We start from the raw sequence: 25,966 nt of genomic DNA, 5'->3' as shown, positions 1-25,966 counted from the left end.
GCATGCGCTCGGCACCACCTCGGATTCCCGAAGCCGGCCGCTTAAAGTAAGGGGTTACTAAAATTGAAGCACCCGTTAATTGACGAAGCTCAAAATGGACTTCGCAAACGGGTGCTTTCTCTTTTCAAGGGCGCGTACAGCTTTCCTCGAGAGAGCAACATCGTCTTCGTCTGCGGCGGAAATAAAACAAGCGATATGCGTCCTCGCTTCCGTAAATATGCAGAGGAAAATGCTGCGGAGTTTGACATTTTTCATCCCGAGTTTGCGATGGAGAACCTTCTTAGCAGCTCACTGTCGGAGCCGTTTGACATTGCTGATTTTGAATCGTCTATCGGCAATCTGAGTAAGGCTATCGTTATTTTTCCCGAGGCTGCTGGGTCGTTCGCTGAAACCGGATACTTCTCTGCAATCCCAGGACTGGCGAAGAAGACAATCCTAGTTTTGGATGCCAACTACCAAGGATATGACAGCTTCATCTCTCAAGGCCCCGCAAAGAAGATTGAGGAGTTATCAATCTTTAGGCCTGTCCTTCAGATGAGCTATAAAAGGCCCGATTTTGAGCTCGTGCTCCGGCGAGTAAAAAAATTCCCGCTCTCCTCGACTAGAAAGCAGCTCGCTTGGCAGAAGCTCTCTGATTTGGAGGACTTCGAGATTTTCTGTCTGGTGCATGAAATTGTAAGTTTTATGTCAATCGCAACGCTTGACGATATCGAATTTATATTAAGGGGTCTTTCGGAAAGTCATTTGTCGGTGCATCGGTTCCATCAGATTACATCTATTTTGGTTGGCTCGAAATATCTTGAAACGTTTGGGGACTACGGTCACCTGCGGCCCAGTACCACAAAAGGAAGCTTGCTGAAGGTCGTTGAAGGAAGGCGCACAGAGTATAACGATCTCCGTCTTGAGTTGGCATCTGTCTATCAAGATGTCGGCGGCGACTTTCTCAATCTGATTGGAGGCCTCTGATGCTCAAAGAGACGCTTAGTAAACAATCAGGGGTCACGATAGAGAACTTGGAATGGCTCGCGGAAACCGCCTCTAAGCGATACAAGACCTACGAAATTCCTAAGCGGAACGGCGGGCTTCGGACGATTCATCATCCAAGCCGGGGCCTCAAAGGTATCCAAAGATGGGTTAGTAAATTTTTGCTTCGCAGGCTTCCGGTCCATGTTGCAGCACAAGCTTACGTGCGTGGCGCAAGCATCAGGAAAAACGCGGGCCTGCATGCAAACAGCAAGTTCACCTTGAGAATTGATTTTGCGGATTTCTTTCCTAGCTTTTCGAAAGAGCATGTTGAGGTCTTCCTCGCAGCCGTTGAAAGAGAGCGACAAATTGGGCTTGTTCAGCAAGATATCTCGTTTGTAAGTCGGATTGTCTCGCGGCATGGTCGACTGACCATTGGCGCGCCGTCTTCGCCTATGCTCACCAATGCCATGATGCATTTGTTCGATAGCCAAATTAGTGAGTTCGCGGAACGCCAGAAGCTGATTTACAGCCGGTATGCTGACGATCTGTTTTTCTCTAGCAATGGACCAGACAATCTGAGTGACGTGGTCGCAACTGTGCGGCAGATAGCTGATAGTTATCCTTACGCGAACTTGCGACTTAACCCTGACAAGACCGTTTTCCTTTCTCGACGCTACTCGCGGCGAGTCACCGGGCTAGTCCTTACAACAGATGGGAAGGTCTCAATTGGGCGTGAACGAAAAAGAGCGGTGAAAGCACAGGTCTATAAATTTATTCAGGGAGAACTCGATAACTTCGAGGTTCCCACGCTGCGCGGCTATCTAGCATTCATCCAGGACGTTGAGCCAGAATTCTGGGAGAGCCTGAATAGGAAGTATGGGGCCGATACCATGCTGACTGTGCGCGGAAAGCAGCATTTTGCAGCGCTGCTGTAGGTAGCCTCTTCAACACAAAGTCTGTGTAAGAAATTCTGTCGTTGGCGTCAGTCGCATCGCGAAATAGCTATGAAGACCGTATGCATTTATATGCAAACGGCCGTGGAGCCACATAGTCATCAAAAGGCTCCACAAGGCTGAACTGGGCTAAAAAAGGCCGAAATGGGCTGAAAAGGCCAAAGCCAAGGAAAAAATCTATAAGGCGGGAAAGTGATGTGACAGTATTTTTGACTTCCGAAACTGAATTATAATTCGTTGATTTTATTGTTTAGTTTCAGGAAAATGGTGCCGCTTGCAGGAAACGCCCCGCAATACCCTAAGCCATTGAAATATATTACATATTTCGCTGTCATTTCAGGCGCTTGTGTAGCGCATTTGTGTAGCAGTCTTGAGGGTCTGTCAAGAACGGTAGCGGGAGGTATCCAAAGCGCACCCTTCGGAACTCATGAAGGCGTGCGTGGAATGTGTGAAGCTTCCGATTGCCTAGCCCCATTCAATTGGTCGTTGACGGGAAGACGTTGAACGTGCGGAATGACACAGGGGAACTCAATGGCTGCGAGCTAGAACATGTCCAGAGGCGATAAATATGCAAGCGCGGCGCTCGGGTTCGTGGCTGGCGTCGGCCTAGTACTTGTTGCCGTTGCCTTCGATACCTTCTTCGCATCAGGGTCGAGCATCGCCACTTACCTACCGCAAGATGATACAGTTGCCCAATGGCTAATGATGATCTTCTCACTTTTAGGGACGATAATCAGCGGCCTTGCAGTGTTTTACGTTAAGGACACCTTCGATCAGTCGGTGATTGCCAACAGACAGGCACGGGAGTTTTTTGCCTCCGAAAACCGCCCGTGGCTTTCCCTTGGAAGACCCAAGGTCTCAGTCAACATCGATCGGAATGACATCTTCTTGCAGGTGCCCGCAAGGAACATCGGCAATACCCCAGCGGTGGCGGTGGAGCTTCACGCCGTCGCGAGAAGCGGACAGCTCCTCTTTGTACAAAGCGTAAGCCGAGTCCAAAGCTTCGCTAGCATCACCAACGGAACCGGATGGCAGAACGCGCACAAGGCGATATTCCCAGGCAGGAAGAGAGACCTCGTTACTTTCGAGAACGTGCCGATATCCGGCAAAGCCGAGCAGGGCATCTCGGTTGTGTATTGTGTGACCTACAGATCCAGCGGCGGTGAAACCATCTTCAAGACGGCGGGAGAGGTCAACTTTTTGCGGCCAAGCGGCACCGATGATGTTGAGGTGCAAACGTTCAGTTTCTTCGGCGTCTCAGTGGCCGAATAAGATCAGAGCCTAGGATGGACCAAGACGAATTTTGGAGAACCGATGGAGGCAAGACCTTGGCAGCGGCTCAGGGATATCTCCAAGCAGCATCCATCGTCCGCTGCTCAGAGCAATGGCTTGTTCCCCCCGTGCCCCTCGCTCGCCCCACACTGCATCTCGTCGCCCACGCTCTGGAGCTTTTCCTGAAGTACCCGCACCTCGCGTCTGGCGTGCCGCGAAAGGTAGTGACGCGCGACTACGGACACGACCTCTCGAAGCTTTGGGCCGATCCAAAGGCAGAGAAAGTGAAGCTTGCCTGTTGGGCTGCTGGAGAGGCGTCATGGAACCAAGCCCGCGCCTCCGGGCAGTGGCCTGATGATGATTTCTCAGACCGCCCACGTGACGTTCTCAATGCCGCCGTGGAAAAGCTGTCACTACTTCATGGCAGGGAAAGCCACCATGCACTCCGCTACCCGGCGCTAGACAGTGAGTGGACCCCGCGCCCGATGTTCCTCATCGAGACATTCAGCGTGGCGGTTGAAAGCGCAATTCAGGACCCGCACGGGTTTTGCTAACGACCGGGGTATGCGTCTTGCCTTCCTCGACCCCAACGGTCTTCGTTGCGCTCTTCACTATGAGGACTTGGGGGAAGTGCCTGAGGGGGCAGCGGTAGGAAGGCCCCCGGATGTTTTTTGGGTGCCACATATTCGAGACCCTATCTCTGACTAGAAGCGCGCGGTTTCCCCGGTGGCCTCTCCCGGCGCTGCACACGCTAGATTGACTGCGGCCTTCGGTCTGACAGTAATGACCGACGTGGCCACTGTGAGGGCGCTAAGGGAGAGCAGCGTATGCCGGACGATGACACTAGCCAACTTCCCCACCTAGGAAATGATGAGCGAGACAGAAGCGCTTCAATCTTGAGAGCTGTTGTGGGAGTGGTTCCGATTGGAGGCAGCGCGCTAGCTGAGATCGTCACAAGCATCATCCCGAACCAACGCCTAGACCGGATCGAGCGGTATCTCTTACTTCTAGCGCGGCAGTTGGAAGAACGGTCTGCTGATTTGGAGGCTTTGAAACGCGACCCCGAGGCAATAGCCGTGATTGAGGATGGCGCATTCCAAGCGGCGAGAGCGGTGACAGATGAACGACTGCGCAGGATAGTCTCATGCGTGGTCGATGGGATCACTGAGAGCGATGCTGAGGCGCTGCGCGGGCGGCAGCTACTCGAAATCTTGTCTCAGTTAAATGACAAAGAGTTGGCAATCTTGGTCGCCTACGATCAAGGTTCTTGGCAAGCATTTGATCATCTTCGGCCACCCCCGAATGTTATAGGTGCTGATCCAAAGGTGTCAGAGGCGAACGCGCTTTGGGAGGTCTCCCTCGAAAAGCTGGAACGTTTCGGCCTAATCGTGTTCATGCAGAAGACGGAAAAGGTCGGCAGCTTCACAGCATACCCAATATTTGACGTCTTTGGTAAGCGTTCGGGCCACCGCTCTATCTCGTCTTTTGGAAGGGTGTTTCTTCAGGTTGTTGGCCTAGCGCGCACAAAGGACATGTCCGAAGCTTAGAAGGTCCCACATGGGCAAGGTCTAGCGGCACTGTCTCAGGTTGGCCAAAAGCAGTGCCACAAGAATGGGTGTTGACTTTTGGGACGGAGAGGTTCATTTGGTCTAAGACCTCAATGGCACCAAAGGAGCCTCGACCATGACCGCAGCCCATCTTGTTGGATACGCCCGCACCTCGACCCTAGACCAGATCGCAGGACTTGAGGGACAGGTGCGCGACCTGACAGCCATCGGATGTTCCAAGGTCTTCCAAGAGCAGGTGTCTTCGGTCGATACCAAGCGCCCCGAACTGGAGCGCGTCCTCGAATACGTGCGTGAAGGGGACACCCTGGTCGTGACCAAGCTGGACCGTCTAGCCCGCTCAATGACCAACCTCATGGAGATCATGGGCAAGCTGAGAGCCAAGGGTGTGGAGTTGCGCGTACTGGCCTTGAACCTCGACACTTCGACCCCGACCGGGAAGCTCATGCTGAACATGCTTGGGTCTATCGCAGAGTTTGAGCGCGACCTGATGCTTGAACGCCAGCGCGAAGGGATCGCCAAGGCCAAGGCTGATGGCAAGTATCAGGGACGGGCACCAACGGCACGGCGCAAGGCTGACGATATCCGACGCCTGAAGACCGAAGGGAAGACTGCCGACGCCATCGCCGCAGAGTTGGGCATTGGGCGGTCCAGTGTGTTCCGGGTCTTGAGGGAGGGCTAGGCTCTTTCCTTTGTCTTTTCATGTAACTGTATAACATTACACAGACGCATACGTGCGCACATCTGTTCCTATTTCGGTCGCCCCAACGGCATCCTGCCGCACCGCTCAACACCCAGCCGGAAGCCGCCCTATTGGAACGTCGCCGTGGTCTTGTCGTAACGCTTGCCCCCGGCCATCGCAGAGATCTCGACCAGCTCGACCAATTCGTCCTCCTGATCAATGCCGCTATGGACAAGCTCGGCAATGAGTTCACGCGTGTTCGGGTCTTTGGCCATCCAAGCGCCGTGAGCATTCCGCACCTTGCGGATGGCACGGGCAATCAGGATGCGTTCAGCCGGGTCTTTCCTGTCTTCTGACATAGCTGCCTCCATCGTTCCCTATGCTGGAACATGAATGCGACAGGGGCAAGACATGAGAATTCAGGGGTCAGAGGCTGCACTGCTCAAAGCCTAGCCGCACGCCCAGCCAACCGCATGGCCGAAGCAGTGCAAACGAATGCCCGAAATCGAAAAGCAACCGGCCGGGCGCGCTCACTTCCATCCTCCGATGTAGTGCAAACGAAACATTGGGCACTTTTCGTAAGCCATTACAAATGCTTGAAAATACTTTTGTGACCCACGTATTTGCCCGTTGACCGTCCCATTTTCATCGTGTTGTCGTGCCCCGTTGGCCCTGCATTTGGCGGGCCTGAAGAGGACCAAGACCACATGCACATATCGATGGAAACCAACGCATTCGAGTTTGACCTGACACGCCTTGGCCTCTTCGTCAGGGTCATGGGCCGTGAAATCTACTGGGAGTTCGGCGCCCGTCCGATCTTCAGCCGCAGCCGCCCCGCAAAGCTTCAAGCAGGAACGTAACGCATGTCCAAAGGCTGCTTCACGATGGTCAAAGGGCTGGAGGTGTTCCAGTCCCATTGGAAGTCCTTTCCGGTCCAACACATGCGGTTCTTCTTCGAAGTCGCACGCAACGATCTGGAGCGCCGGGAATGGGGTGTGATGGAAATGGCTGAGCGTCTAGGCGTGCCACAGGCTACCGCTTCCCGCCATATCCAAGACCTGTCCAAATGGAACGCACCGAAAGGTCACGACCCCCTTGATCTTGTCACGACCCGGACCTCTCCTGACGATTACCGCAAGCGCATCCCTATGCTCACCAACAAGGGTCTTCAGGTATACCGGCGCCTGGACGCCATCCTGTCCAACCGGGCCTAGACCGGGGGCGTACCTATCCCCCTCACTTAGATCCACAGGCAATTCACGAGGCTCTTCCCATGGCCATCCACAGGCACAACTCTCTCTATGTCGTGACCATCCGGGGCAAGGGTCGTGGGCCTCTTTTGGTCGATGCCGCCACCACGCGAGACCAAGCCCGCGAACTTGAGACCGCCATGATTGCAGCCCTGCACGAGGAACGCCCATGGCCATCCGTCAGACCAGCCAAAGGCACGCTTTCCGCAGTCCTCAGCGCTGCCTGGAGACGGCCGGGAGGATGGCACACGAAGAGGACCGGCCCCGTTCTCTATGCCTTCGCGCTGGAGTTCGTCACGTCCATGGGTGCCGACCGCATGGCTGAGGAGATCACCGAAGAGGGGCTGAGGTCATATCTGGTCAGCCGTCCCAATGCGGAGTTAGCGGCGCGGTCGGTGCTTCAGCTTCTCGAAGTGGCAAGCGACAGTGGGGCGGCAAGCTGGCGACCAGGGAGGAGGCGGGGTCAGTCCGACCAATGCCCCATCGCATTGCGTCAGGAACGCCACACGACGCGCACCAAGTTCGTCAGGATCGCGAACCCCGGCAACGGCCCGCTATGGCTGAAGACTGAGGCCGTGGTCAGTGCGTGGGCCTAGCGGTCGGCGGGAATTACCACATGCCTTTGGCTGTCTGGGAGTTACCCCACCACTTCAGTTCGGTCTGAATTAAAACTCGCCTTAGATCGACAGGCAATTACCCCATCACTTTGGTTGCCGGGCAATTACCCCGCCCCTTAGATCGACCAACAGACCTAACCCCCTGCCTTCGACGGTCTGAATTACCACTTCCCTTAGATCGACAACCAGTTACCCCCTGCCTTTGAGAGCAACGAATTACCCCCCGCCTTCGACGCGCAAACCTAACTACACGCCTTCGACCGGCGTGAATTACCCACCCACTTAGGTCACGGGACAATTACCCCCTGCCTTCGACAGGCAGTCCTAACGACTTCACTTAGATTGGCCATGAGTTACCACATGCCTTAGATCGACAGCGAATTACCCCGCGCCTTTGATCAGGGCACCTAACGACGTCCCTTAGAAGGTCATGAATTACCCCACCACTTAGACCGGCACGAATTACCCCCTCACTTAGGATGCGCGGGAATTACCACTCCACTTCGACAGTGTTGAGTTACTACACGCCTTCGACAGGCCGACCTAACCCCCCGCCTTTGACCGTCTTGAGTTACCCCCCACTTAGATCGTCCAGCAATTACCCCACGCCTTAGATGATGCGACCTAACCACATGCCTTCGACGGCATTGAGTTACGACACGCCTTCGACGGTCTGTGAGTTACGACACCACTTCGACCAGCATGAGTTACCCCTCCACTTCGACAGTGTTGAATTACTACACGCCTTCGAGGGGCCGACCTAACCCCCAGCCTTTGACCAGCGTGAGTTACAACTCCTCTTAGATCGGCAGCGAATTACCCACCGCCTTAGATGATGCGACCTAACCCCATGCCTTCGACAGCATTGAGTTACGACGCCCCTTCGACGGTCGGGAATTACTACACCACTTCGATAGTGCTGAGTTACCCCGCGCCTGAGGTCTCAAACCAAACGACTCCTCTGTGACGGGCTTCATACAGACCGCGCCCCGTTATCCCAGCCCGCTGCCCTTTCACGATCCGCCCTCTCCTCCACCATCCCACCGTCGCTTGACGCGACTGACCCAGACCACCGCACCGACCCAGCGCCTCCATGTTCGTGGAAGTCCGTGAGGGCGTTTGCGTTGCCGTGCGCGCATGTGCGTTTGGCTAGTCGCGTCTAGCGACACTGGCTGGCAGCGAGGCGTTGGGCGGATCTTGTGAGCGCAGCAAGCTCTATCCCCCCAATAACTGAAAGACTTCCGCATGACAGAAATGAACCCCGGCCTTGAGGTCGAGGAATGGCGACCCGTGCCCACGATGCCGCATATCGAGGCGTCTTCACACGGGCGAATTCGCTACATCGGCCCCAAGCGTTCTCGTATGCAGCCCGGCCATATCATCCCGCAACAGGCCGACAAGCTTGGATACCGCTACGCCAACATTCCACTGGTCGGCGATGGTCCCGCGCTCTCCAAGAGACATGCCGTGCACCGGCTTGTCGCTCTCGCCTTCCATGGTCTCCCGCCGCTGTCCAATCAACGTATCGTGGTCGGCCATCTTGACGATGACCCCGGTAACAATCGCCCGGCAAACCTCAAGTGGATGACCCAACGCGAGAACTGCAATGCCCCCGGCTGCATGGCCAAGCATCTGCGGAACAACAGGGGCGCCAATAATCCGTTCTACGGCAGACAGCACTCGCCAGAGACCCGCGCCAAGATGAGTGCCGCAGCCCTGGGCAATGACTACAGCAAGCGGCGCTCGCATGGCTAGGGACGCAACCGAATTCCAGCACAAGGCAATCATGGCGCTGGCCTCCGAAGGCTTCCCACGGCCTTCCATGGCCGACCTGTTGGGCATCTCGCTCCGCAGTGTCCGACGCTACCTCAACACGTCTTGCCCAGCCTATGCCGAAGAGATGGCAGGGCGGGACCAGCGGGCGGCAGAGGTTGAAAGCCTTCGACCCGTTCGGGCGGTCACACCCTTCATCCAAGAGGGCGACTGCATCCGGGTCCGTGACCACCGCGACCGCATTCTTGAAGAGGTGCAAAAGGGTCGGTCACAAGCGGAGATCGGGCGGCTTCTGGGCATCTCTCGACGCATGGTCCACTACCATTTGAGGGTGGCCAAATTCGAAGCGACCCAAATAAGCAAGACCGAGTAAGACCCTGATATGTATGGATATTCACCTGAATTGAGGCGTTACATCCCTACTATATAGCTTCAGGCTCTTCTTATAGCTCTGCTTTCAGCCTCCGCTCACAGACCCTCCTTGTCGGTTATTTCCCCCATGATCACCATGTCCGACAGTAAGCCCAAGGCAACGCTTCGAGCCATAGCTTTGAGCCTTCCTATGGATCGCTGTCAGACCATGGTGATGGGGGAGAAATCCAATCAAGCCAGACCATCACAGCACCGCCTGAAGCATGGCCGAAAGCCATAGCCTGAAGGGGCTGCACTCAGACCGTAGTGACCATGGGTCTCCCATCAACAGGGGTCGGCCCCGTCATCCCGGTCTTCAGCAATAGCGCGCGGCGATTTCTGCCCGCTCCAATTCAACGACGACACCCGTCATCAATGCCCCGGCCAAGCGCTGGGCGTTCCTTTTGGAGACCTCCACATGACTGACGAGAACACCAACTACGAATTCCTCCGCATGGCCAACCAAGGCAAGAAGCGGAACCGACCACTGAACGACCAGCTCACGTCCGCTATGGCCTTCCTTGGCGAAATGGGCGTGACGATGGAAGTGTTCAGCGGCGGGCAAGTCACAAAGCAGGAAGCTGCGAAAGGCTTGGGAACCCGCACCGGCTCGACCCGGCACGATCACGGCAATGCAGCAGACGTGTTCTTCTACAAGGACGGCCGCCGCCTCGATTGGACCAACGCTGAAGACCTCCCGGTCTATCAGGACATTGTCCGCAAAGCCCGTGCCAATGGTGTGACCGGCTTCGGTGCTGGCCCTGGCTACATGCAGCCCGGCTCAATGCACATTGGCTTCGGCAACCCCGGAGTCTGGGGTGCAGGTGGATCGTCCAGCACGGCCCCAAGCTGGCTTACAGAAGCGTTCGGCAGTGTTCCGCAGGGAAAGCCCATGCCGTCCTTCGCAGAGGCGGCAGCGGCCCGCAGTAACGCTAATCAGGCGCTGCTTCAGGGCGGCTTCGACCAGACCGGCGAACAGTACCAGCCCCGCGCCAACCCTCCGCAGGTGCCGACCCCATCCGCAGCACCGGCCGGGACGCCCGACAATTGGCAACCCTCCTCATGGATGGACAGGGCCGGACCCACGGACAGCTTCACGACACCGCCCGGCGCGGCTGGCCCAGAGCCAACTTGGGGACAGGTTGGCGGCGCCGCTATGCGCTCGACCCCGACCGTGCAGGTGATCCAGTACGGCAACAATCTGGCCATGCAGCCGGATCAGTCGTGGCTCGACAACACCGATATGGGCAAGTTTGGCACCAAGCTGGACGGACTGAACCCTGACGAACGTGAATGGGTCATCGGCCGGGCCGTATCTGACAGCAGCGCCATGGAGCTACGCCGCCAGCTTGACCGTTCGCGGGACGACAGCCAGATCTTCGAGCGCTCGCCCCTGGCAATCGGCGCAGCCTTCGCAACGAACATCCTCGATCCGGTCTCACTCCTGGCCGGTGGCGTGGTCGGCAAGGGGGTCGTCATGACTTCCAACGCCCTGCGTGCAACGACAGCCGCAAGCCGGGTCACGAGGATGGCTGAAGCCGGGATCATCGGTCTCAGTGATGCGGCCATTGCCTCAGGCATTCAGGCCCAGGTAGACCCCAACTTCGGCGTTGACGACTTCGCGATCAATGCGCTGACCGGCGTGGCCATCGGTGCCGGGATCGGATCGATCGTGCGCGGTGCGGAAGTCTCGGACGACTTGGCTGAAGCGTCCGCTGCGTTCGGCAACAAGGCCCGCAACATGCTGGCGGATAAGGCCGAAGGCATGGGCTACAAGCTAGGCCCTCAGGCTGAGGCGTTCCTGCGTCCCAAGGACAGCTCGGTCGGCGCCATGCGCAACCCGACTCCAAATGCAGACGTCAGGCGGGGCCTTGAGCGTGCTGCCGACAAGCTCTTGCCCGGCTTCCTCTCTTCCGACGTCCTCCTTCGGACCAAGGCGGGATCAGGGGTCGCGGATCTCTATAAGCGGATCATGCCAGACCTCACAGGGACCGGGGGCGACCGGATGCGCGGGGCAGGGAGTGCATGGGAGGTCAACGAGCGCCTGTCACGCACCGACTTGGCAAATGGCCAGCGCGCCTTCCAATCGAACTTCGACCAGTGGGCCGAAAGCCAAGGCTTCACCGGGGTCAAGAAGGTGCTGAACCATGCAGAGCTGGAGCAGGACTTTGACCGGCGTGTTGCCATCGCCATGGAACACCCGCACACGGCAGACCCCGACAGCCCGATCCAGAAGATGGCAGACTGGTATCGCAACGAGGGTTACGGGAAGAAGCTGGACGAGGCCAAGGCGTCCGGCGCCGAGTGGGCGCAGAAGGTCGAGCGTGATGACAACTACGTGCCGATGATCTACCGGCGCAAGGAAGTCTCCCAGGTGGTCGACCGCATCGGCATGGACGGTCTCGTTGACGTCGTGAAGCAAGCCTTCCTGCGTGCCCAGCCGGATCTCTACAAGCGGATGGATGCCGCCCCCGGTGGAGCAAAGGCACGCAAGGCTGCTGAAGCAGCACGAGACGCCAAGGTCGAACGGCTGGCCAAACGCTTCGTTGACACGGTCATGGCGACCAAGGTTGACGGCAGCGCACCGCCACGGCTTGCCGCCCTTTCCGGGGACAGTGAGACCGCAGTCCGTGAGATGCTGGCCGACGCAGGGGCCAAGGCCGATGAGGTCGAAGAGTTCTTGGAGGCGTTCGGCTACAAGCAGAAGACCGGCCCGAATAACTTCAGACGCCGGGCTGTCATGGAACGGGAAGAGCCATTCATTCCGTCCATGTTCAAGGATCTGCCCAACGCTCGGGACTATGCCACGTCGTTGCGAGACCTCACCCGCCGCTCTGCACGGGACAACTATGAGGACTACGCCACGTCGATCAACCGGCACATTGCCTTGCAGAAGGCAGGGTATCGGTCTGAGGCAGAGCTTCGGACTTCGATCAGCGAGCTTACGGACTTCGACAAGCTGAAGCGTGAGGGGCGGCTAGAACCGGGTCTGACCAAGTCCGCACTGGACGAGGCCCGCGTCGAACTGACCTTCCAAGCCGACAAGCTCATGGGCAAGGAGATCTTCCCAGACATGAGCATGAAGGCCAAGCTCACCGTCCGCATCTTCAAGGATCTGGCATTCGTCCGGTTCATGCAGCAGAGCGGGATTGCCAACGTTGGGGATCTCCCGGTGATTGCCTTGCGCTATGGCGTTCGGAACCTCGTCAAGACAGCACGTATGCGAGACTTCTTCGACGTGTTCAAACGGGGCGGGACAGAGGCGGACGAACTATTCCGCGAAGTCCAATCATCGCTTGGGGTCGGCTTCCGTACCTCAGACCGGCGCATGTTCGTGACCCACGAGGATATGAACGTAGACGGCGAACTGTTCGATGCCGACAGCACGACCAAGTTCCTTGCCCGCGTTCAGGCCAAGACCGCGACCCTGTCCAACCTGACGGCCAACATCGGGGGCATGAACCCGGTGACGGACTTCCTTCAGACCATGTCCGCAAGGGCCATCTCTCAGAAGTTCGTGGACATTGCCACGGGCCGGGCCAAGGTCAGCCAGCAGTGGTTGAACGAGTTCGGTCTAGATGAGCGGACCCTTGCCGATATCCGCATGGTCGCCGGGAAGATGGACCTGACCAATGATGGAGTGATCCGCCGTTGGAACAGCGACAAGCAGCGCAAGCTGTCCCCTGAACAGGCTGAGGCTTACGACAGGTTCCTTGGGATCGTCCGTCGCGAGGTCAACAAGACCGTGCTGGAGCCATCGCCTAACGCCCTCCGCAAGCGTTTCGCCGGGCCAATCGCTGGGCTTCTCATGCAGTTCAAGTCCTACATGTTCAACGCCTTGGCAGTGAACACCGTGGGCGGGCTGAAGCTGGGGCCGACCTACATAGCCAAAGCCCTGCTTGTGTCCTCGCTATGGGGCAGCATGATCTATGCCGGGCAGCAGTACCTGAACAGCTTCGGTCGAGATGACCGGGAAGAGTTCCTGAAAGAGCGCCTATCGCTCGACGGGATCATGGCCGGGGGCTTCCAACGTGGTGCCTTCTCGTCGGTGTTCCCCATGATCATCGACACGGTGTTGGCAGGGGCAAGCATTCCGGCCGGTGAGGATCTTCGGGTCTTCAGCAATGCCCGAAGCTCTGGCCTGGGGTCCGATCCGCTCACAGGGTCGCCGGTCTACAAGAACGTGACCGACCTGAAGAAGTTGGCCGAAGGCATGGCCGCAGCCGCTATGCGCACCGACCAAGAGATGGACCAGACGGAATACCGGCAGTTCCGTGACCTGACCCCGTTCCTTCGGATGATGGGGCTGCTTCAGGCAACGAACGCGCTTCTGGCATTCGCCCCGGCTGATACCGATGGGGCAGTGGTCAGACAGGCTAGATAGTAGCCGCAAGACAGGTGGAGGCTATCCAAGAGCGTGGCCTCCACCGCCACCAACGAACAGACCGCAGCACTCAATGCAATTCCCGCAGAGTCGCGAGTCGAAATCTATACAGGCGCCGAAGCAGCGCGTGACCTCTTGCCCTCGGCAGCGGCCTCAAGATCGAGCTTGGAGATTGCTGCCAGCATGTCTTCAACCGTCCCGTGATAGTACTTATCGCCCTCGCTTTGGGCGGCATGGCCTTGGATGGCATCAGCAAGCCGGTCGCTACATCCGGCCCGGCCCAACTCGGTCTTCACCCACCGCCGCCATGCATGATTGGGCGCCTTACGTGGGTCATCGATCCCCAGACCGCGAACCCATGCGGCTAGGCGGTTGGACACGCCTTTGGACGGGTGCTTTTGCTCATCGCTTGTAGGCGAGGCGGCGCGCGCTTTCGTTCCACCATAGAACAACGGCCCAGATCCCCGCGCCTTCACGAAGTCAAGGAAGCCGTCCGCCACGATTGTTGGATGGATTGGAATGGTCCGCTCAGACATTGCGTTCTTCAGTCGCCCCCCATCCGGGCTGGGCGTGATCCTGATGCAAGGGACGCCGTCCACCGTCGTCACCATCGACCCCCAGAGTTGCGTAAGCTCTGCTACCCGCGCGCCTGAGGAAGCCTGAAGCCATGGTATCCAGCGCTTATATGCCGCCGTCTCATTTCGGGATGCGGTCAAGATCGTTGCGACTTCTTCAGTGCTGAACGGCAAGCGCCCAGTGCCAGCCACTTCCTTTTGATCAGCCTTGACCTTCGCGAATGGGTTCACCGAAATGCCAGTGGTCGCCGCGTTGTCCACCGAATATCCGTAGAGGCGGCGAAGAGCAGCGATGAAGGACATATCGATCTTCTTGAGACCCGCCGCCAAGAGGTCATCTTTCCAGCGCGAGGCGTCCGCATCCGTGACCCGGCTGGGGTCGTCATGGCCCACAAAGTCTTTGAAGCGCCGAAGGATGCTGCGCCATCTGGTCAGGGTCGCCGGGGCATGTGGCCCGCTGTTTTTCCAACGGTCGAAGAGGTCGTCAAACGTGACAACGCCGCCTTTCACAATAGCGGCTGCTTGCCTCACAGGGGGCGACAGTGGCGCATAACGGGCTTGCGTGCTGTCTGGTCCATAGTCTGCTGCACGGCGCTTGTTGAGCATCTGTATGGCCTCTGCAAGCGTGGTCGGCATGGCTTCGATGAAGTCCACCTGAGACCGCTGGCTAAGTGCCACGCCAAGGCTAGTCGCCGTCGAGATCATGAAGGCGTCGATATCGACCCAACTCCGCAACACGTCCAAAGCCCGTCGCCGTCCCTCCTCAGTGCCAAGGCCGATGAAACGCTCAGAGCGTTCTGTCAGATCGGCCATGACTTCGAGTTCGACAGGGCTGGGCGGATTGTCTTCATGCGGTGCCGTCAGCCGCTTATAGAGCGCGCCGCATAGGCCGTTGATCTGCTTGAACGTGAGGTCTTCCGGCCCGCGCCGGGCTGCCTCAAAGAAGGCGTTGACCTGTTGTTGGGCGGCTGCATGGCGGGCCTTGTAGATGGCTGGTTCATCGCTCCGCAGCGAGAAGACCACAGTGTCGCCAATCTTGGTCTGAACTTCGAAGGTCTCAGAGACCCCGAGTGTGGCCGGAAGGGTTGCCACGAAGGTCCGACCCCGCAGCGTCTCCACGAGGTCCAGCGGCACGCGCTGCCTGAATTGAGCGTTCGCGCTGTTGTTTCTTTTCGTGGGTCTAGCCATCCGATAAACCATCATGTGCATCCCTGTTGTGTAACAGTATGCGCCCGGCAACCTTCTGAAAACCCAGAAGGAAAACAAATTCAATGATCCTAGGAAAGGCTGGTGCCGCTTGCAGGACTCGAACCTGCGACCCCATCATTACGAATGATGTGCTCTACCACCTGAGCTAAAGCGGCATTTGCGAACAGGCTCGGCCCGTTGCTTATGGTGAGGGGCTGATACAGGGATTGCCGGGCGATTTCAAGCCGGTTTTCGGGGGGCGGGGAAAATTTCCCCGGCGTGGTCACAGGTGGCCCTCGATGTCTGGGTCGAGGCCGAGCGGCTTATTTCACCGGCCAGGTCTTCGGCCAACTGCCGGGATCGATCTCGTCGGTTTCGCTGAACTGTTCCGGGCAGTCGCGGAAGCTCTCCTCCACCAGCACCAATTGCGGGCCCATCGCACCCTCGGCGAGGCGCCACTGGCTGTAGGTGCCGCAATCGCCGATGCCTCGGCCCTTGAAGAAGGAGGAGAAGCTCTTCTTTTTCCAGTCGTAGTCGAGGTTGAAGGCCTGGGATGTGGCGCTCGGGGCGCCGTCGACCATGGTCGGGAAGGCAAGCGGGGCGATCATGCCGAAGCTATCGACATAGGCGGCATAGGGCACGTTGTAGGCGCCGCTCGAGCCGCAAGGCGTGATGTAGATCGTCGTGTTTTCGTCGAGTTGATGCGACAGCGCATTGCCGTTGAACATGGTGGGGTCCGTGTCGGCGCAGTCGCCGCCTTCGGCGAAATGGGGGCGGATCGCCTCCGGCAGCTCGGCGATCGTCGCGATGTCGCTGATCGGAAGCGGCGGGTTTGGCGCCTTGTCGCCCCTGGCGCTCAACGCGTCCACATGGTCGATGCGATCCTGGTATTCGTCGATGAACAGGAGGCTGGCGGCCGCACCTGATAGCGGCAGGTCGCCCTTGGCGGTCTGGCCGCCGCGCGTCATCGTGATGGTGGCGGTTGTGCCGTTCTTCAGGCTGTCGATAAGCCCATTGCCGATGAAGTCGCCGTTGAGGGTGAACGCATAGGTGCCGGCATCCGCCGTGACCGAGGGGCCTTTCAGCGTCAGCGGCTCGGCTCCATCGACGGCGATGCTCACCTCCGGCGCACCTTCGGCTTCGGTGACGGCGTTGTCGCGCGGCGAAACCACCAGCACGACCGGCGCCTCCGGCTTGCCGCTACGCTGCAGCTCGAAGCCGGACAGCGGGTTGTCGGAGAGGAACTGCCGCATGGTGCAGGCACGGGTCTGGCTGCAGGAGACCTGCCAGGCCTTGAACTCCTTGTAGGAGACATCCTCGGCCTGGCTGGAAAGGGTGCTGCCCAGCAGGGTGGCGAGCGTGAGGGTGAGTGTCAGGTGGCGCATGGGGTCCCCGCAAATTAGATCTGCGGGGACGCTAGCAGGGCCTGCCTCAGCCGCAAATCGCCTTTTTTGCGCCTATGTATTCGCGCTCCAGCCGATCGACGACTGCCGCCACCGGCTCGATGGCCTTGACCGCGCCGATGCCCTGGCCGCAGCCCCAGATATCCTTCCAGGCCTTGGCCCCTGATGTCGCCTTGTCGAAGTCCATCTTCGACGGATCGGCTTCCGGCAGATGATCGGGATCCATGCCGGCGGCAACGATCGAGGGCTTCAGGTAGTTGCCGTGGATGCCGGTGAAATAGTTGGAGTAGACGATGTCGTTGGCATGGGCGTCGACCACCGCCTGCTTGTAGGCATCCGACGCGCGGGCTTCGGTGGTGGCGATAAAGGGCGAACCGATATAGGCCATGTCGGCACCCATCGCTTGCGCGGCCAGCACCGCGCCGCCATTGGCGATCGCGCCGGCAAGCAGCAGCGGCCCGTCGAACCATTCACGGATTTCCTGGACAAGGGCAAACGGTGAGAGCGTGCCCGCATGGCCGCCGGCGCCGGTCGCGACCGCGATCAGCCCGTCTGCACCCTTGCGGATGGCCGAATTGGCGTGGCGATTGTTGATCACGTCATGCAGAACGATACCGCCATAGGAATGCACGGCGGCATTCACTTCGGGCACAGCGCCGAGCGAGGAGATGACAACAGGCACCTTGTATTTGACGCACATCATCAGGTCGTGCTCCAGCCGCTTGTTCGACATGTGCACGATCTGGTTGACTGCGAAGGGCGCGGCCGGGCGATCCGGGTTCTTCGCATTGTGGGAGGCGAGTTCTTCGGTGATCTCGGCCAGCCACTCGTCGAGCTGCGCCTCCGGCCGGGCATTGAGCGCCGGGAACGAACCGACGATGCCGGCTTTGCATTGCGCCAGCGTCAGCTGCGGATGCGATATGATGAAGAGCGGCGAGGCGACGACGGGAAGCCTCATGTTGTCTTTCAGGATCGACGGCAGGGCCATCACTTCACCTCCCATGAAGTTTACGTTTACGCAAACGTCAAATAACAGATCTCGGGGTAACAGGAAAGAGACGCCGAAGGGCGGCAATGCCGCCAACCTGTGGCAAGATCGAAGCGCATGGTCTCATTCCTGTGTTTATTCGTGGCCATAGGAGGTTTCCGGGCTTGCCCTTGAAAAATCGAGCGTTTACCGAATCGAAACTATGGATGTGATGTGGCAGGGGCGATCCCCGAAGGAGTATGGCGACCAATGAGCGGATTGGAAACAGCCATCCGGAACGCCCTGGAGCGCTCTGACCGGGCCAATGCCGAATCACGGGCACGGGTTTATCAGTCGGCTCGGCAGGCGCTCGAAACGGGGCTGCGCAAGCAGAACATCGAGGATCCCGAGGCGATCAACCACCAGCGCCGCCGCCTGGAGGCGCTGATCCACGCGATCGAGCTGGAAGAGCGCGCGCGTCTGGATATGCGCGTCGAACCGCCGGTTGCCGCCGCGACGGCCGCGCCTGCCGCCAGAGCGGAGGTTGCGCCCGCGCCGCAGGTTACCGTCGATCGGCCGGGTCGCGTGGAACCGGGCTTTGCCGCCGACCCCGTCGAACATGTGGAGCCTGTCGCCGACCGGGAGCCAGTCTTCGACGAAGACATGCAGACACCGAAACCGGATCTGCGCGAGGCCCATGCGGCCGACGAGGGGCCGATGCCGGACATGCGTTCGGAACGGGCTGTCCAGCCGCGCAAGCGTCGCCGAGGCGGTGTCGCACGTCTGATGATCTTCACCATCTTCCTGGCCACGCTCGGGATTGGCGCCTGGTGGGTCTACTCGTCCGGTCTGCTTTTGACGGCAGCCGAGCGCGATACCAGTGTTCCCAATCCGCCGCCGCGCGCCGAGGAAGAAGACTTCACCGGCAACCAGGCGCCGGTCGAGACGCCCAAAGGCCCTCAGGCCATCGATACCCGTGGCGGCTTCACCGACGACTGGATCAGCGTCTTCACGCCAGATCAGGTGTCCGCCTTGCATCCCCGTGCCAACGCGACCGTCGATATGGTGACGGCCAGCGACGGTACTGCGGCGCGCATCGTCTCGCGCAGCGGCGACGCAGCGGGCGCGATCGAGATCACGGTTCCGGCAGAGGTTTTGCAGGAACTGGCGGGTCGCACCTCGACCATCGCCTTGACCGTCCAGTCACCGGACGACAATCCGGTGCAGATGTCGGTGGAATGCGATTTCCCGCGCATGGGGGATTGCCCGCGCCATCGGTTCACCGTCAACCCGCAAAAGCTCGACGCACTGTTCCGCGTGACCTTCGACAGCGGAATGGCACCCTCGACACCGGGTCGCCTGATCGTCAATGCCGATCTCTCGGGCAAGGGCCGGGGCGTCAACCTCTACGCCGTCCGCGTTCTGCCGGGGCAGTGATCACCTCGGTCGTTGCTGAAGGTTTCATCCGAACCTGAGGGCGGCCTCCTCAGTCAAGAAAGCCGGGGCCGCTGCCGATGATCTTCTTGTCGAGCTTGCCGATCTTCTCCTTGTCCTTGCCCTCGTAGTCGAGCGACAGAAGGATGTGGCGGATCAGGTTGAGCCGTGCCCGCCGCTTGTCATTGGCATGCAGGACGGTCCAGGGCGCACGCTCCGTATGGGTTTCCTTCAGCATCCGGTCGCGCTTCTGGGTGTAGTCGTCCCACTTGTGCAGGGCGGCGATATCCATTGGCGACAGTTTCCAGCACTTCAGCGGATCATGCCGGCGGTCGTGGAAGCGCTTCAGCTGCATCTCCTGTCCGGTGTCGAGCCAGAACTTGAAGAAGTGGATGCCCTCCTGCTCGATCAGTTTCTCGAAGCGCGGCGCCTGCTTGAGGAAAGCCTCGTATTGCTCGGGCTTGCAGAAGTTCATGACCGGCTCGACGCCCGCGCGGTTGTACCAGGAGCGGTCGAACAGCACGAATTCGCCGGCGGACGGGAAGTGCGAGATGTAGCGCTGGAAATACCATTGCCCCGCCTCTGTCTCGGTCGGCTTGGTCAGCGCCACGACGCGGGCCGAGCGGGGGTTCATGTAAGCAAGCGTCGCGCTGATCGCGCCGCCCTTGCCGGCAGCATCCCGCCCTTCGAACAGCGCCATGACGCGCTGTCCGGTCTTCTGCATCCAGAACTGCACCTTGACCAGTTCGATCTGGAGTTCGGTAAGTTCGGCGACATAGTCCTTTTCCGAGAGCTTCTTGTCATAGGGAAAACCGCCGGACTTCAGCGCCTCCTCCTCGATCCAGTCCGGCAGGTCCGGCAGGTCGATGTCGAAGATCCGCTCCTTGCCGCGGATCTTCAGGGTTACGGCGCGGCTTTGCGTCTGTGCATCCATGGTCTTCCTCCGGCTCGATCGGCCTTGTTTGTCTTCAGTAATTGAGCGCAAGCGAAGATAGAGCGCAAGGCTTGTGTCCAACATCCGGGTCTGCGGGGCGCGCATGGGGGATAAAGCTGACCTGGCCATGGCAGGCCACCGGAACTTCTGTCATGAATCACCGCTATCAGGCTTGGCATGGATAAAGCGCGAGGTGCGTCGCAGGTGGCAGACAACGACGGGCAGAGCAGCGGCTGGCGCCGCCCCATGAAGCACCTTCTGTCGCGCTGGCTGGCAATTGTCGCTTCGGCGCTGATGGCTTTGGCGGCATGGTATTCCGGTGCGGCCCCCGGTTACGCGCTCGTGCTTTTCGTCCTGCTTGTCGGGCTCGTGATGGTGGTCGATCCACCCGGCGCGAACGAGAGGGGGCCGACGATCGTCAACCCGCAGCCCGCCATGCCGGCCGATCCGCTGCCGTCGATCCGTGCCTCGATCGAGGCGCTCGACATTCCTGTCTTGGTGATGGGGGCTGGCGCCGACCTGCTTGCCCAGAACGCGGCGGCCGAACGCGCCTTCGGTGATCTCGGCGAAGGGCAGCACGTCTCGGCCCGCTGGCGCTCGCCAGGCATTCTCGACATGATCCGCGAGACGATCGAGACGGGAACGCCCAATCAGATCGAACATTCGGAGCGTCTGCCGTCGGAGCGCGTCTATATCGTGCGTGTCGCGCCCGTGGAGACGGATGGGCGCCCGCTCTTTCTTCTCTCCTTCCGCGACATCTCCGAGCTGCGCCGGCTGGACCGCATGCGCAGCGATTTCGTCGCCAATGCCAGCCACGAACTGCGCACGCCGCTCGCCTCGCTGCGTGGTTTCATCGAGACCATGCAGGGGCCTGCCAAGGACGATGCCAAGGCCAAGGAACGTTTCCTCGCCATCATGCTCGATCAGGCGAACCGCATGAGCCGCCTCGTCGACGATCTCCTGTCGCTGTCGCGGCTTGAATTGAAAGCACATCTGCCGCCCGACCAGATGGTCGATCTGAAGCCGGTGCTGGGTCATGTGCGCGACAGCCTTGCTCCTCTGGCGGCGGATCTCGGCGTCGAGATCCGCCTCGACCTGCCCGAAGAGAAGATCGAGGTGATGGGGGAGCGGGACGAACTCGTCGAGGTTTTCGAGAACCTGATCGAGAATGCCTGCAAATACGGCCAGGACGGCAAGGTGGTGGATGTCGTGGTGCGTCGAGAGCCGGGCGTCGGCACCGAGGTGCGCGTCCGTGACCGCGGGCCGGGCATTCCGGCCGAACATGTTCCGCGCCTGACCGAGCGTTTCTACCGGGTCAATGTCGAGGACAGTCGCTCGAAAAAGGGCACGGGCCTCGGCCTTGCCATCGTCAAGCACATCCTCACCCGTCACCGCGCACGCCTGCTCGTGAAGTCGGAACTGGGCGTTGGCAGCGAGTTTACCGTCCGTTTTTGACATAAAACCTCCATCCAGCCTGAAGGCGTCGTAAATTTCGATGCATTTTCAGAGGCTTGATATGTCACAAATGTTTCATCCAACTGACATAAAAGCGTGAGCTGAGAGCCGTTATGAACGCAGCTGCCGATGCTTGGCAGACGCCGCACGGCCGCAAAGACACACAAGCCCATTCCGGGAGATGACTATGACCGCTCTGAAACTTTCCCTCGCTGCCTTGGCGGCCACCGTGGCCTTCGCCGGCGCAGCCGTCGCCCGCGACCAGATCCAGATCGCTGGCTCCTCCACCGTTCTTCCCTATGCATCGATCGTTGCCGAAGCCTTCGGCGAAAACTTCGACTTCGGCACCCCGGTTGTTGAAGGTGGCGGCTCTGGCGCCGGCCGCAAGAAGCTCTGCGAAGGCGTGGGCGAAAACACCATCGACATCGCAAACTCTTCGTCGCGCATCAGCAAGTCCGACATCGAGCTCTGCAAGACCAACGGCGTGACCGACATCCAGGAAGTCCGCATCGGTTACGACGGCATCGTCTTCGCCTCTGAAATCAGCGGCCCGGAATATGCCTTCACCACCGCTGACTGGCACAGCGCTCTGGCTGCCAAGGTCGTCAAGGACGGCAAGCTGGTCGACAATCCGTACAAGACCTGGAACGAGATCCGCGCCGACCTGCCGGCCCAGCCGATCCTCGCCTTCATCCCGGGCACCAAGCACGGCACCCGCGAAGTCTTCGACGTGAAGGTCATTGAAGCTGGCTGCGAAAAGGACGGAACGCTCGAAGCCATCCTCGCTTCCAACAACGGCGACAAGGATGCTGCCAAGAAGGCTTGCACCGCGCTGCGCACCGACGGCGTCTCTGTTGACATCGACGGCGACTATCCGGAAACCCTGGCACGCATCGCCGCCAACAAGAACGCCATCGGCGTCTTCGGCCTGTCCTTCTACCAGAACAACACCGACAAGCTGCGTGTTGCCACCATGGAAGGCGTCGTTCCGTCGGTTGAAACCATCGCCAAGGGCGAATACCCGGTTTCGCGTCCGCTCTACTTCTACGTCAAGAACGCTCACCTCGACGTCATCCCGGGTCTCCAGGAATACGTAGAGTTCTTCGTTTCTGACGAAATCGCCGGCCCGAACGGCCCGCTCGCAGCTTACGGTCTGGTTTCGGATCCGGAGCTGGCCAAGACGCAGGCGGCCGTCAAGGCTCGCACGCCGATGGCGCCGCTGAACTAAGTCTCGAGTTTGACCGGCGGCACCAAAGTGCCGCCGGTTTCCGTTTCCAGGAGACATGGCGGGGCAAAATGGACGTGAGTATCATCATCCTGGGCGTATTGGCCCTTGCGGCAATCGGCTACGGCCTCGGCAGGCGGCGGGCAATGGCCCTCTCGGCAGAGCGTGGCATGAAGCTGCATTCTCTTCCTGGTTTCTACGGCCAGACGGTCGCACTGATCACCGCCGTGCCGGCGCTGATCCTGCTGATGATCTGGCTGACCGTGCAGCATCCGATCATCGATGGCCGGATCAGCGGCATGATCACGGACGCGTCGGTTCCCGAAGGTGGCGCCCACAGCCTCGTCATGGCGGATGTCCGCCGCATCGGCGACGGGCTTGCCGTTCTGCGTGAAACCGAGGCGAAGGCTGGCAGCAATGTCGATATCAAGGCACTGGACGCCGACAATATCCGCAGCCGCCTGGCCGGTGTCGGCATCGCGCTCGGCGCGGATGTCCCGGCCGAGGTCTTCGAGGCTGCCAAGGCTTATCGTGCTGATATCGACTTCAGCCAGCTTCTGATGACCATCGCCGTGTTTGCGCTCGCCATCGGTGCCCTGCCGCTTGCCTACATCCGCATCGACCCCGAGCTTCGGGCGCGCAACATCAGCGAGAGCTTCGTCAAGGCGATCCTGATGATCTCCTCGCTGGTGGCGATCATGACCACGGTCGGCATCGTCGGCTCGCTGGTTGTCGAAACCTATGTCTTCTTCACCATCTATCCGGCGCAGGACTTCTTCTTCTCGACGGTCTGGAACCCGCAGTTCCGCGGTGGCTCCGACCTCGGCATCCTGCCGCTTCTCTGGGGCACGTTCTACGTCTCGCTGATCTCGCTGGTGATCGCGGTTCCGATCGGCCTGATGATCGCGGTCTTTCTGTCGGAATATGCCGGCCCGAAGACCCGCAGCATCGTCAAGCCGGCCATCGAAATGCTCGCCGGTATCCCGACCATCGTCTACGGCCTTTTCGCGCTCGTCACGGTCGGTCCCTTCCTGCGCGACTGGCTCGCCCAGCCGCTCGGTCTCGGAAGCTCATCCTCGTCCGTCCTGACCGCCGGTCTCGTCATGGGCGTGATGATCATCCCCTTCGTCTCGTCGCTGTCGGACGACATCATCAATGCCGTGCCCCAGGCGCTGCGTGACGGTTCCTATGCGCTCGGTTCCACCCAGTCGGAGACGATCAAGCAGGTTGTCCTGCCGGCCGCCCTTCCGGGCATCGTCGGTGCCGTGCTTCTGGCGGCCAGCCGCGCGATCGGGGAAACCATGATCGTCGTGCTCGGGGCCGGTGCCTCGGCCAAGCTCGATCTCAATCCCTTCGAGGCCATGACGACGGTGACCGTCAAGATCGTCAGCCAGCTGACGGGCGACACCGAATTCGCAAGCCCAGAGACCCTGGTCGCCTTCGCGCTCGGCCTCACCCTCTTCGTCATCACGCTCCTTCTGAACGTGATCGCCCTCTACATTGTCCGTAAGTACCGGGAGCAGTACGAATGACCGACCTCACCGCATTCGGAGCCCCCGCAGCAAAGGGGCAGCCGAAGTCTCTCCTGAACCTCGACGAACGCACCCGCAAGCGCAACGCCGCCGAAGCCCGCTTCCGCCTCATCGGCAAGGCTGCCGTTGCATTCGGCATCATCGCGCTCGTCGGTCTGCTCGCCTCGATCTTGTCGAACGGTCTGTCGTCCTTCCAGCAGACCTATATCACGATCGATGTCTATCTCGATCCGGCCAAGCTCGATCCGTCCGGCACCGGTGATCGCGCTGCCATCGCCAAGGTCTCGACCTTCGGCTACACACCGCTGATCGAAAAGGCGCTGGGTGACGCAATCGCCGCCAAGGGGCTGGCCTCGGAAGGCCTGACGCCCAAGACGGTTGGTGAACTGATCTCCAAGGATGGCCCGGCCAACCTGCGCAACTACGTGCTGGCTGATCCCTCTGTCATCGGCAAGACGGTCTCCTTCGACCTGCTCGCCGCCGGCCGCATCGACGGCTACTACAAGGGCCGCGTGACAATGGAGAGCGCCAAGCTCGACCGCAACGTTTCGCCCGAGCAGCTCGTGCTCGCCGACACGCTGAAGCAGGCCGGCATCCTGGTGACCAAGTTCAACTGGGCCTTCTTCACCGCCCCCGATGCATCGGACACCCGTCCGGAAGCGGCCGGCCTCGGCATCGCCGTCATCGGCTCGGCCTATATGATGCTGATCGTGCTGGTCCTGTCGCTACCGATCGGTGTCGCCACCTCGATCTATCTTGAGGAATTTGCGCCGCAGAACTGGTTTACCGACCTCATCGAAGTGAACATCGCCAACCTGGCGGCCGTTCCCTCCATCGTCTTCGGTATCCTGGGTCTTGCCGTGCTGATCAACTTCATCGGCCTGCCGCAATCGGCACCGGTGGTGGGTGGCCTAGTGCTGACCCTGATGACGCTGCCGACCATCATCATCGCCACCCGTTCGGCGCTGAAGGCGGTCCCGCCCTCGATCCGCGATGCCGCGCTCGGCGTCGGGGCCTCGAAGATGCAGTCGATCTTCCACCACGTGCTGCCGCTCGCCATGCCGGGCATCCTGACCGGCGCGATCATCGGCCTGGCCCGTGCGCTCGGCGAAACCGCACCGCTGCTCCTGATCGGCATGGTCGCCTTCGTCAAGGAATTCCCCTCCGGTCCGCCGGACGGTTTCTTCCAGCCCGCTTCGGCTCTGCCGGTGCAGGTCTACAACTGGACCCAGCGCGGTGACCCGGCTTTCGTGGAGCGCGCCTCCGGCGCCATCATCGTCCTCCTGGTCTTCCTGATCCTGATGAACCTGGTAGCAATCATTCTTCGTCGCCGCTTTGAGCGTCGTTGGTAAGGGGGTGTATGATGATGAACAATCTCTC

22 protein-coding genes and 1 tRNA gene are annotated in these 25,966 nt (G+C 59.8%); 17 read left to right on the top strand and 6 right to left on the bottom strand.

The features are described 5' to 3' along the window. Window positions 1–63 precede the first annotated feature (63 nt). The 6 genes from DMY87_RS04860 (at window position 64) to DMY87_RS04835 (ending at window position 5,438) form a co-directional block, all read left to right on the top strand. Window positions 64–966 (top strand): retron St85 family effector protein, encoded by a 903-nt coding sequence (locus DMY87_RS04860; protein WP_133253000.1) that lies wholly within the window; start codon window positions 64–66, stop codon window positions 964–966. Next, a complete protein-coding gene (locus DMY87_RS04855; protein WP_110790107.1) occupies window positions 966–1,901 on the top strand; it encodes a retron St85 family RNA-directed DNA polymerase in 936 nt (311 codons plus the stop codon). The genes DMY87_RS04860 and DMY87_RS04855 overlap by 1 nt, the downstream gene beginning before the upstream one ends. A gap of 567 nt (window positions 1,902–2,468) precedes the next feature. Further along, window positions 2,469–3,191 (top strand): hypothetical protein, encoded by a 723-nt coding sequence (locus DMY87_RS04850; RefSeq protein WP_110790106.1) that lies wholly within the window; start codon window positions 2,469–2,471, stop codon window positions 3,189–3,191. 14 nt (window positions 3,192–3,205) lie between these two features. Then, window positions 3,206–3,745, top strand: coding sequence for a hypothetical protein (locus DMY87_RS04845; RefSeq protein WP_110790105.1), 540 nt, complete (start codon window positions 3,206–3,208; stop codon window positions 3,743–3,745). Window positions 3,746–4,018: 273 nt separating this feature from the next. After that, window positions 4,019–4,738 (top strand): hypothetical protein, encoded by a 720-nt coding sequence (locus DMY87_RS04840; RefSeq protein ID WP_110790104.1) that lies wholly within the window; start codon window positions 4,019–4,021, stop codon window positions 4,736–4,738. A 136-nt stretch (window positions 4,739–4,874) separates the two neighbouring features. Next, window positions 4,875–5,438: a recombinase family protein gene (locus DMY87_RS04835; protein WP_110790103.1), complete on the top strand. Its 564-nt coding sequence runs from the start codon at window positions 4,875–4,877 to the stop codon at window positions 5,436–5,438. Window positions 5,439–5,566: 128 nt separating this feature from the next. Here DMY87_RS04835 and DMY87_RS04830 read toward each other — a convergent pair whose 3' ends face one another. Further along, complete coding sequence (locus DMY87_RS04830) at window positions 5,567–5,797, bottom strand: hypothetical protein (RefSeq protein ID WP_110790102.1); 231 nt, start codon at window positions 5,795–5,797, stop codon at window positions 5,567–5,569. A 348-nt stretch (window positions 5,798–6,145) separates the two neighbouring features. Between DMY87_RS04830 and DMY87_RS24110 the strand changes: the two genes are divergently transcribed. From DMY87_RS24110 to DMY87_RS04805, 6 genes are all read left to right on the top strand, one after another. After that, window positions 6,146–6,298, top strand: a complete 153-nt coding sequence (locus tag DMY87_RS24110; RefSeq protein ID WP_165826139.1) for a hypothetical protein — start codon at window positions 6,146–6,148, stop codon at window positions 6,296–6,298. Window positions 6,299–6,301: 3 nt separating this feature from the next. Continuing rightward, window positions 6,302–6,652: a MarR family winged helix-turn-helix transcriptional regulator gene (locus DMY87_RS04825; RefSeq protein ID WP_110790101.1), complete on the top strand. Its 351-nt coding sequence runs from the start codon at window positions 6,302–6,304 to the stop codon at window positions 6,650–6,652. A gap of 59 nt (window positions 6,653–6,711) precedes the next feature. Continuing rightward, entirely contained in the window at window positions 6,712–7,284 is a 573-nt protein-coding gene (locus tag DMY87_RS04820) for a hypothetical protein (RefSeq protein ID WP_110790100.1), read from the top strand. Between the two features lie 1,266 nt (window positions 7,285–8,550). After that, window positions 8,551–9,060, top strand: a complete 510-nt coding sequence (locus DMY87_RS04815; protein ID WP_110790099.1) for an HNH endonuclease — start codon at window positions 8,551–8,553, stop codon at window positions 9,058–9,060. Continuing rightward, window positions 9,053–9,451, top strand: coding sequence for a helix-turn-helix domain-containing protein (locus DMY87_RS04810; protein ID WP_110790098.1), 399 nt, complete (start codon window positions 9,053–9,055; stop codon window positions 9,449–9,451). Before DMY87_RS04815 ends, DMY87_RS04810 begins: the two co-directional genes overlap by 8 nt. 456 nt (window positions 9,452–9,907) lie before the next feature. Next, window positions 9,908–13,873 carry a hypothetical protein gene (locus tag DMY87_RS04805; protein WP_110790097.1) on the top strand — a complete coding sequence of 1,322 codons (3,966 nt, stop codon included), beginning with the start codon at window positions 9,908–9,910 and terminating at the stop codon, window positions 13,871–13,873. Between the two features lie 104 nt (window positions 13,874–13,977). Here the strand turns inward: DMY87_RS04805 and DMY87_RS04800 are convergent, their stop codons facing one another. The 4 genes from DMY87_RS04800 to DMY87_RS04785 all read right to left on the bottom strand — a co-directional run bounded on the left by DMY87_RS04800 (window position 13,978) and on the right by DMY87_RS04785 (window position 18,027). Further along, entirely contained in the window at window positions 13,978–15,651 is a 1,674-nt protein-coding gene (locus DMY87_RS04800; RefSeq protein WP_165826138.1) for a site-specific integrase, read from the bottom strand. A gap of 85 nt (window positions 15,652–15,736) precedes the next feature. Next, window positions 15,737–15,812, bottom strand: a tRNA-Thr gene (locus DMY87_RS04795). A 147-nt stretch (window positions 15,813–15,959) separates the two neighbouring features. Continuing rightward, on the bottom strand, window positions 15,960–17,021 hold the full coding sequence (locus tag DMY87_RS04790; RefSeq protein WP_110790095.1) for a DUF1176 domain-containing protein: 1,062 nt from the start codon (window positions 17,019–17,021) through the stop codon (window positions 15,960–15,962). Window positions 17,022–17,067: 46 nt separating this feature from the next. After that, window positions 17,068–18,027 carry an NAD(P)H-dependent flavin oxidoreductase gene (locus DMY87_RS04785; protein WP_110790094.1) on the bottom strand — a complete coding sequence of 320 codons (960 nt, stop codon included), beginning with the start codon at window positions 18,025–18,027 and terminating at the stop codon, window positions 17,068–17,070. 249 nt (window positions 18,028–18,276) lie between these two features. On the opposite strand from DMY87_RS04785, the gene DMY87_RS04780 reads away from it, so the two are divergent. Continuing rightward, complete coding sequence (locus tag DMY87_RS04780) at window positions 18,277–19,443, top strand: hypothetical protein (protein ID WP_110790093.1); 1,167 nt, start codon at window positions 18,277–18,279, stop codon at window positions 19,441–19,443. Between the two features lie 49 nt (window positions 19,444–19,492). On the opposite strand, the gene ppk2 is transcribed toward DMY87_RS04780, so the two are convergent. Beyond that, window positions 19,493–20,374 (bottom strand): polyphosphate kinase 2, encoded by an 882-nt coding sequence (ppk2, locus tag DMY87_RS04775; protein ID WP_110790092.1) that lies wholly within the window; start codon window positions 20,372–20,374, stop codon window positions 19,493–19,495. 246 nt (window positions 20,375–20,620) lie between these two features. Here ppk2 and phoR point away from each other — a divergent pair, with 246 nt between their 5' ends. From phoR to pstA, 4 genes are all read left to right on the top strand, one after another. Then, complete coding sequence (phoR, locus tag DMY87_RS04770; protein ID WP_110790383.1) at window positions 20,621–21,829, top strand: phosphate regulon sensor histidine kinase PhoR; 1,209 nt, start codon at window positions 20,621–20,623, stop codon at window positions 21,827–21,829. A 187-nt stretch (window positions 21,830–22,016) separates the two neighbouring features. Beyond that, the gene (locus DMY87_RS04765) at window positions 22,017–23,057 is read left to right on the top strand and encodes a substrate-binding domain-containing protein (protein WP_110790091.1); all 1,041 of its coding nucleotides are present in this window, start codon (window positions 22,017–22,019) and stop codon (window positions 23,055–23,057) included. A 68-nt stretch (window positions 23,058–23,125) separates the two neighbouring features. Continuing rightward, complete coding sequence (gene pstC / locus DMY87_RS04760) at window positions 23,126–24,586, top strand: phosphate ABC transporter permease subunit PstC (RefSeq protein ID WP_110790090.1); 1,461 nt, start codon at window positions 23,126–23,128, stop codon at window positions 24,584–24,586. Continuing rightward, window positions 24,583–25,938, top strand: a complete 1,356-nt coding sequence (gene pstA / locus DMY87_RS04755) for a phosphate ABC transporter permease PstA (protein WP_110790089.1) — start codon at window positions 24,583–24,585, stop codon at window positions 25,936–25,938. Before pstC ends, pstA begins: the two co-directional genes overlap by 4 nt. The last annotated feature ends 28 nt before the right edge of the window (window positions 25,939–25,966 follow it).

The sequence above is a fragment of the Peteryoungia wuzhouensis genome, from assembly GCF_003205195.1.
GTDB lineage: Bacteria > Pseudomonadota > Alphaproteobacteria > Rhizobiales > Rhizobiaceae > Allorhizobium > Allorhizobium wuzhouense.
The sequence above is the reverse complement of the archived record's forward strand: the minus strand, read 5'-3'. Positions and strand labels throughout refer to the sequence as shown.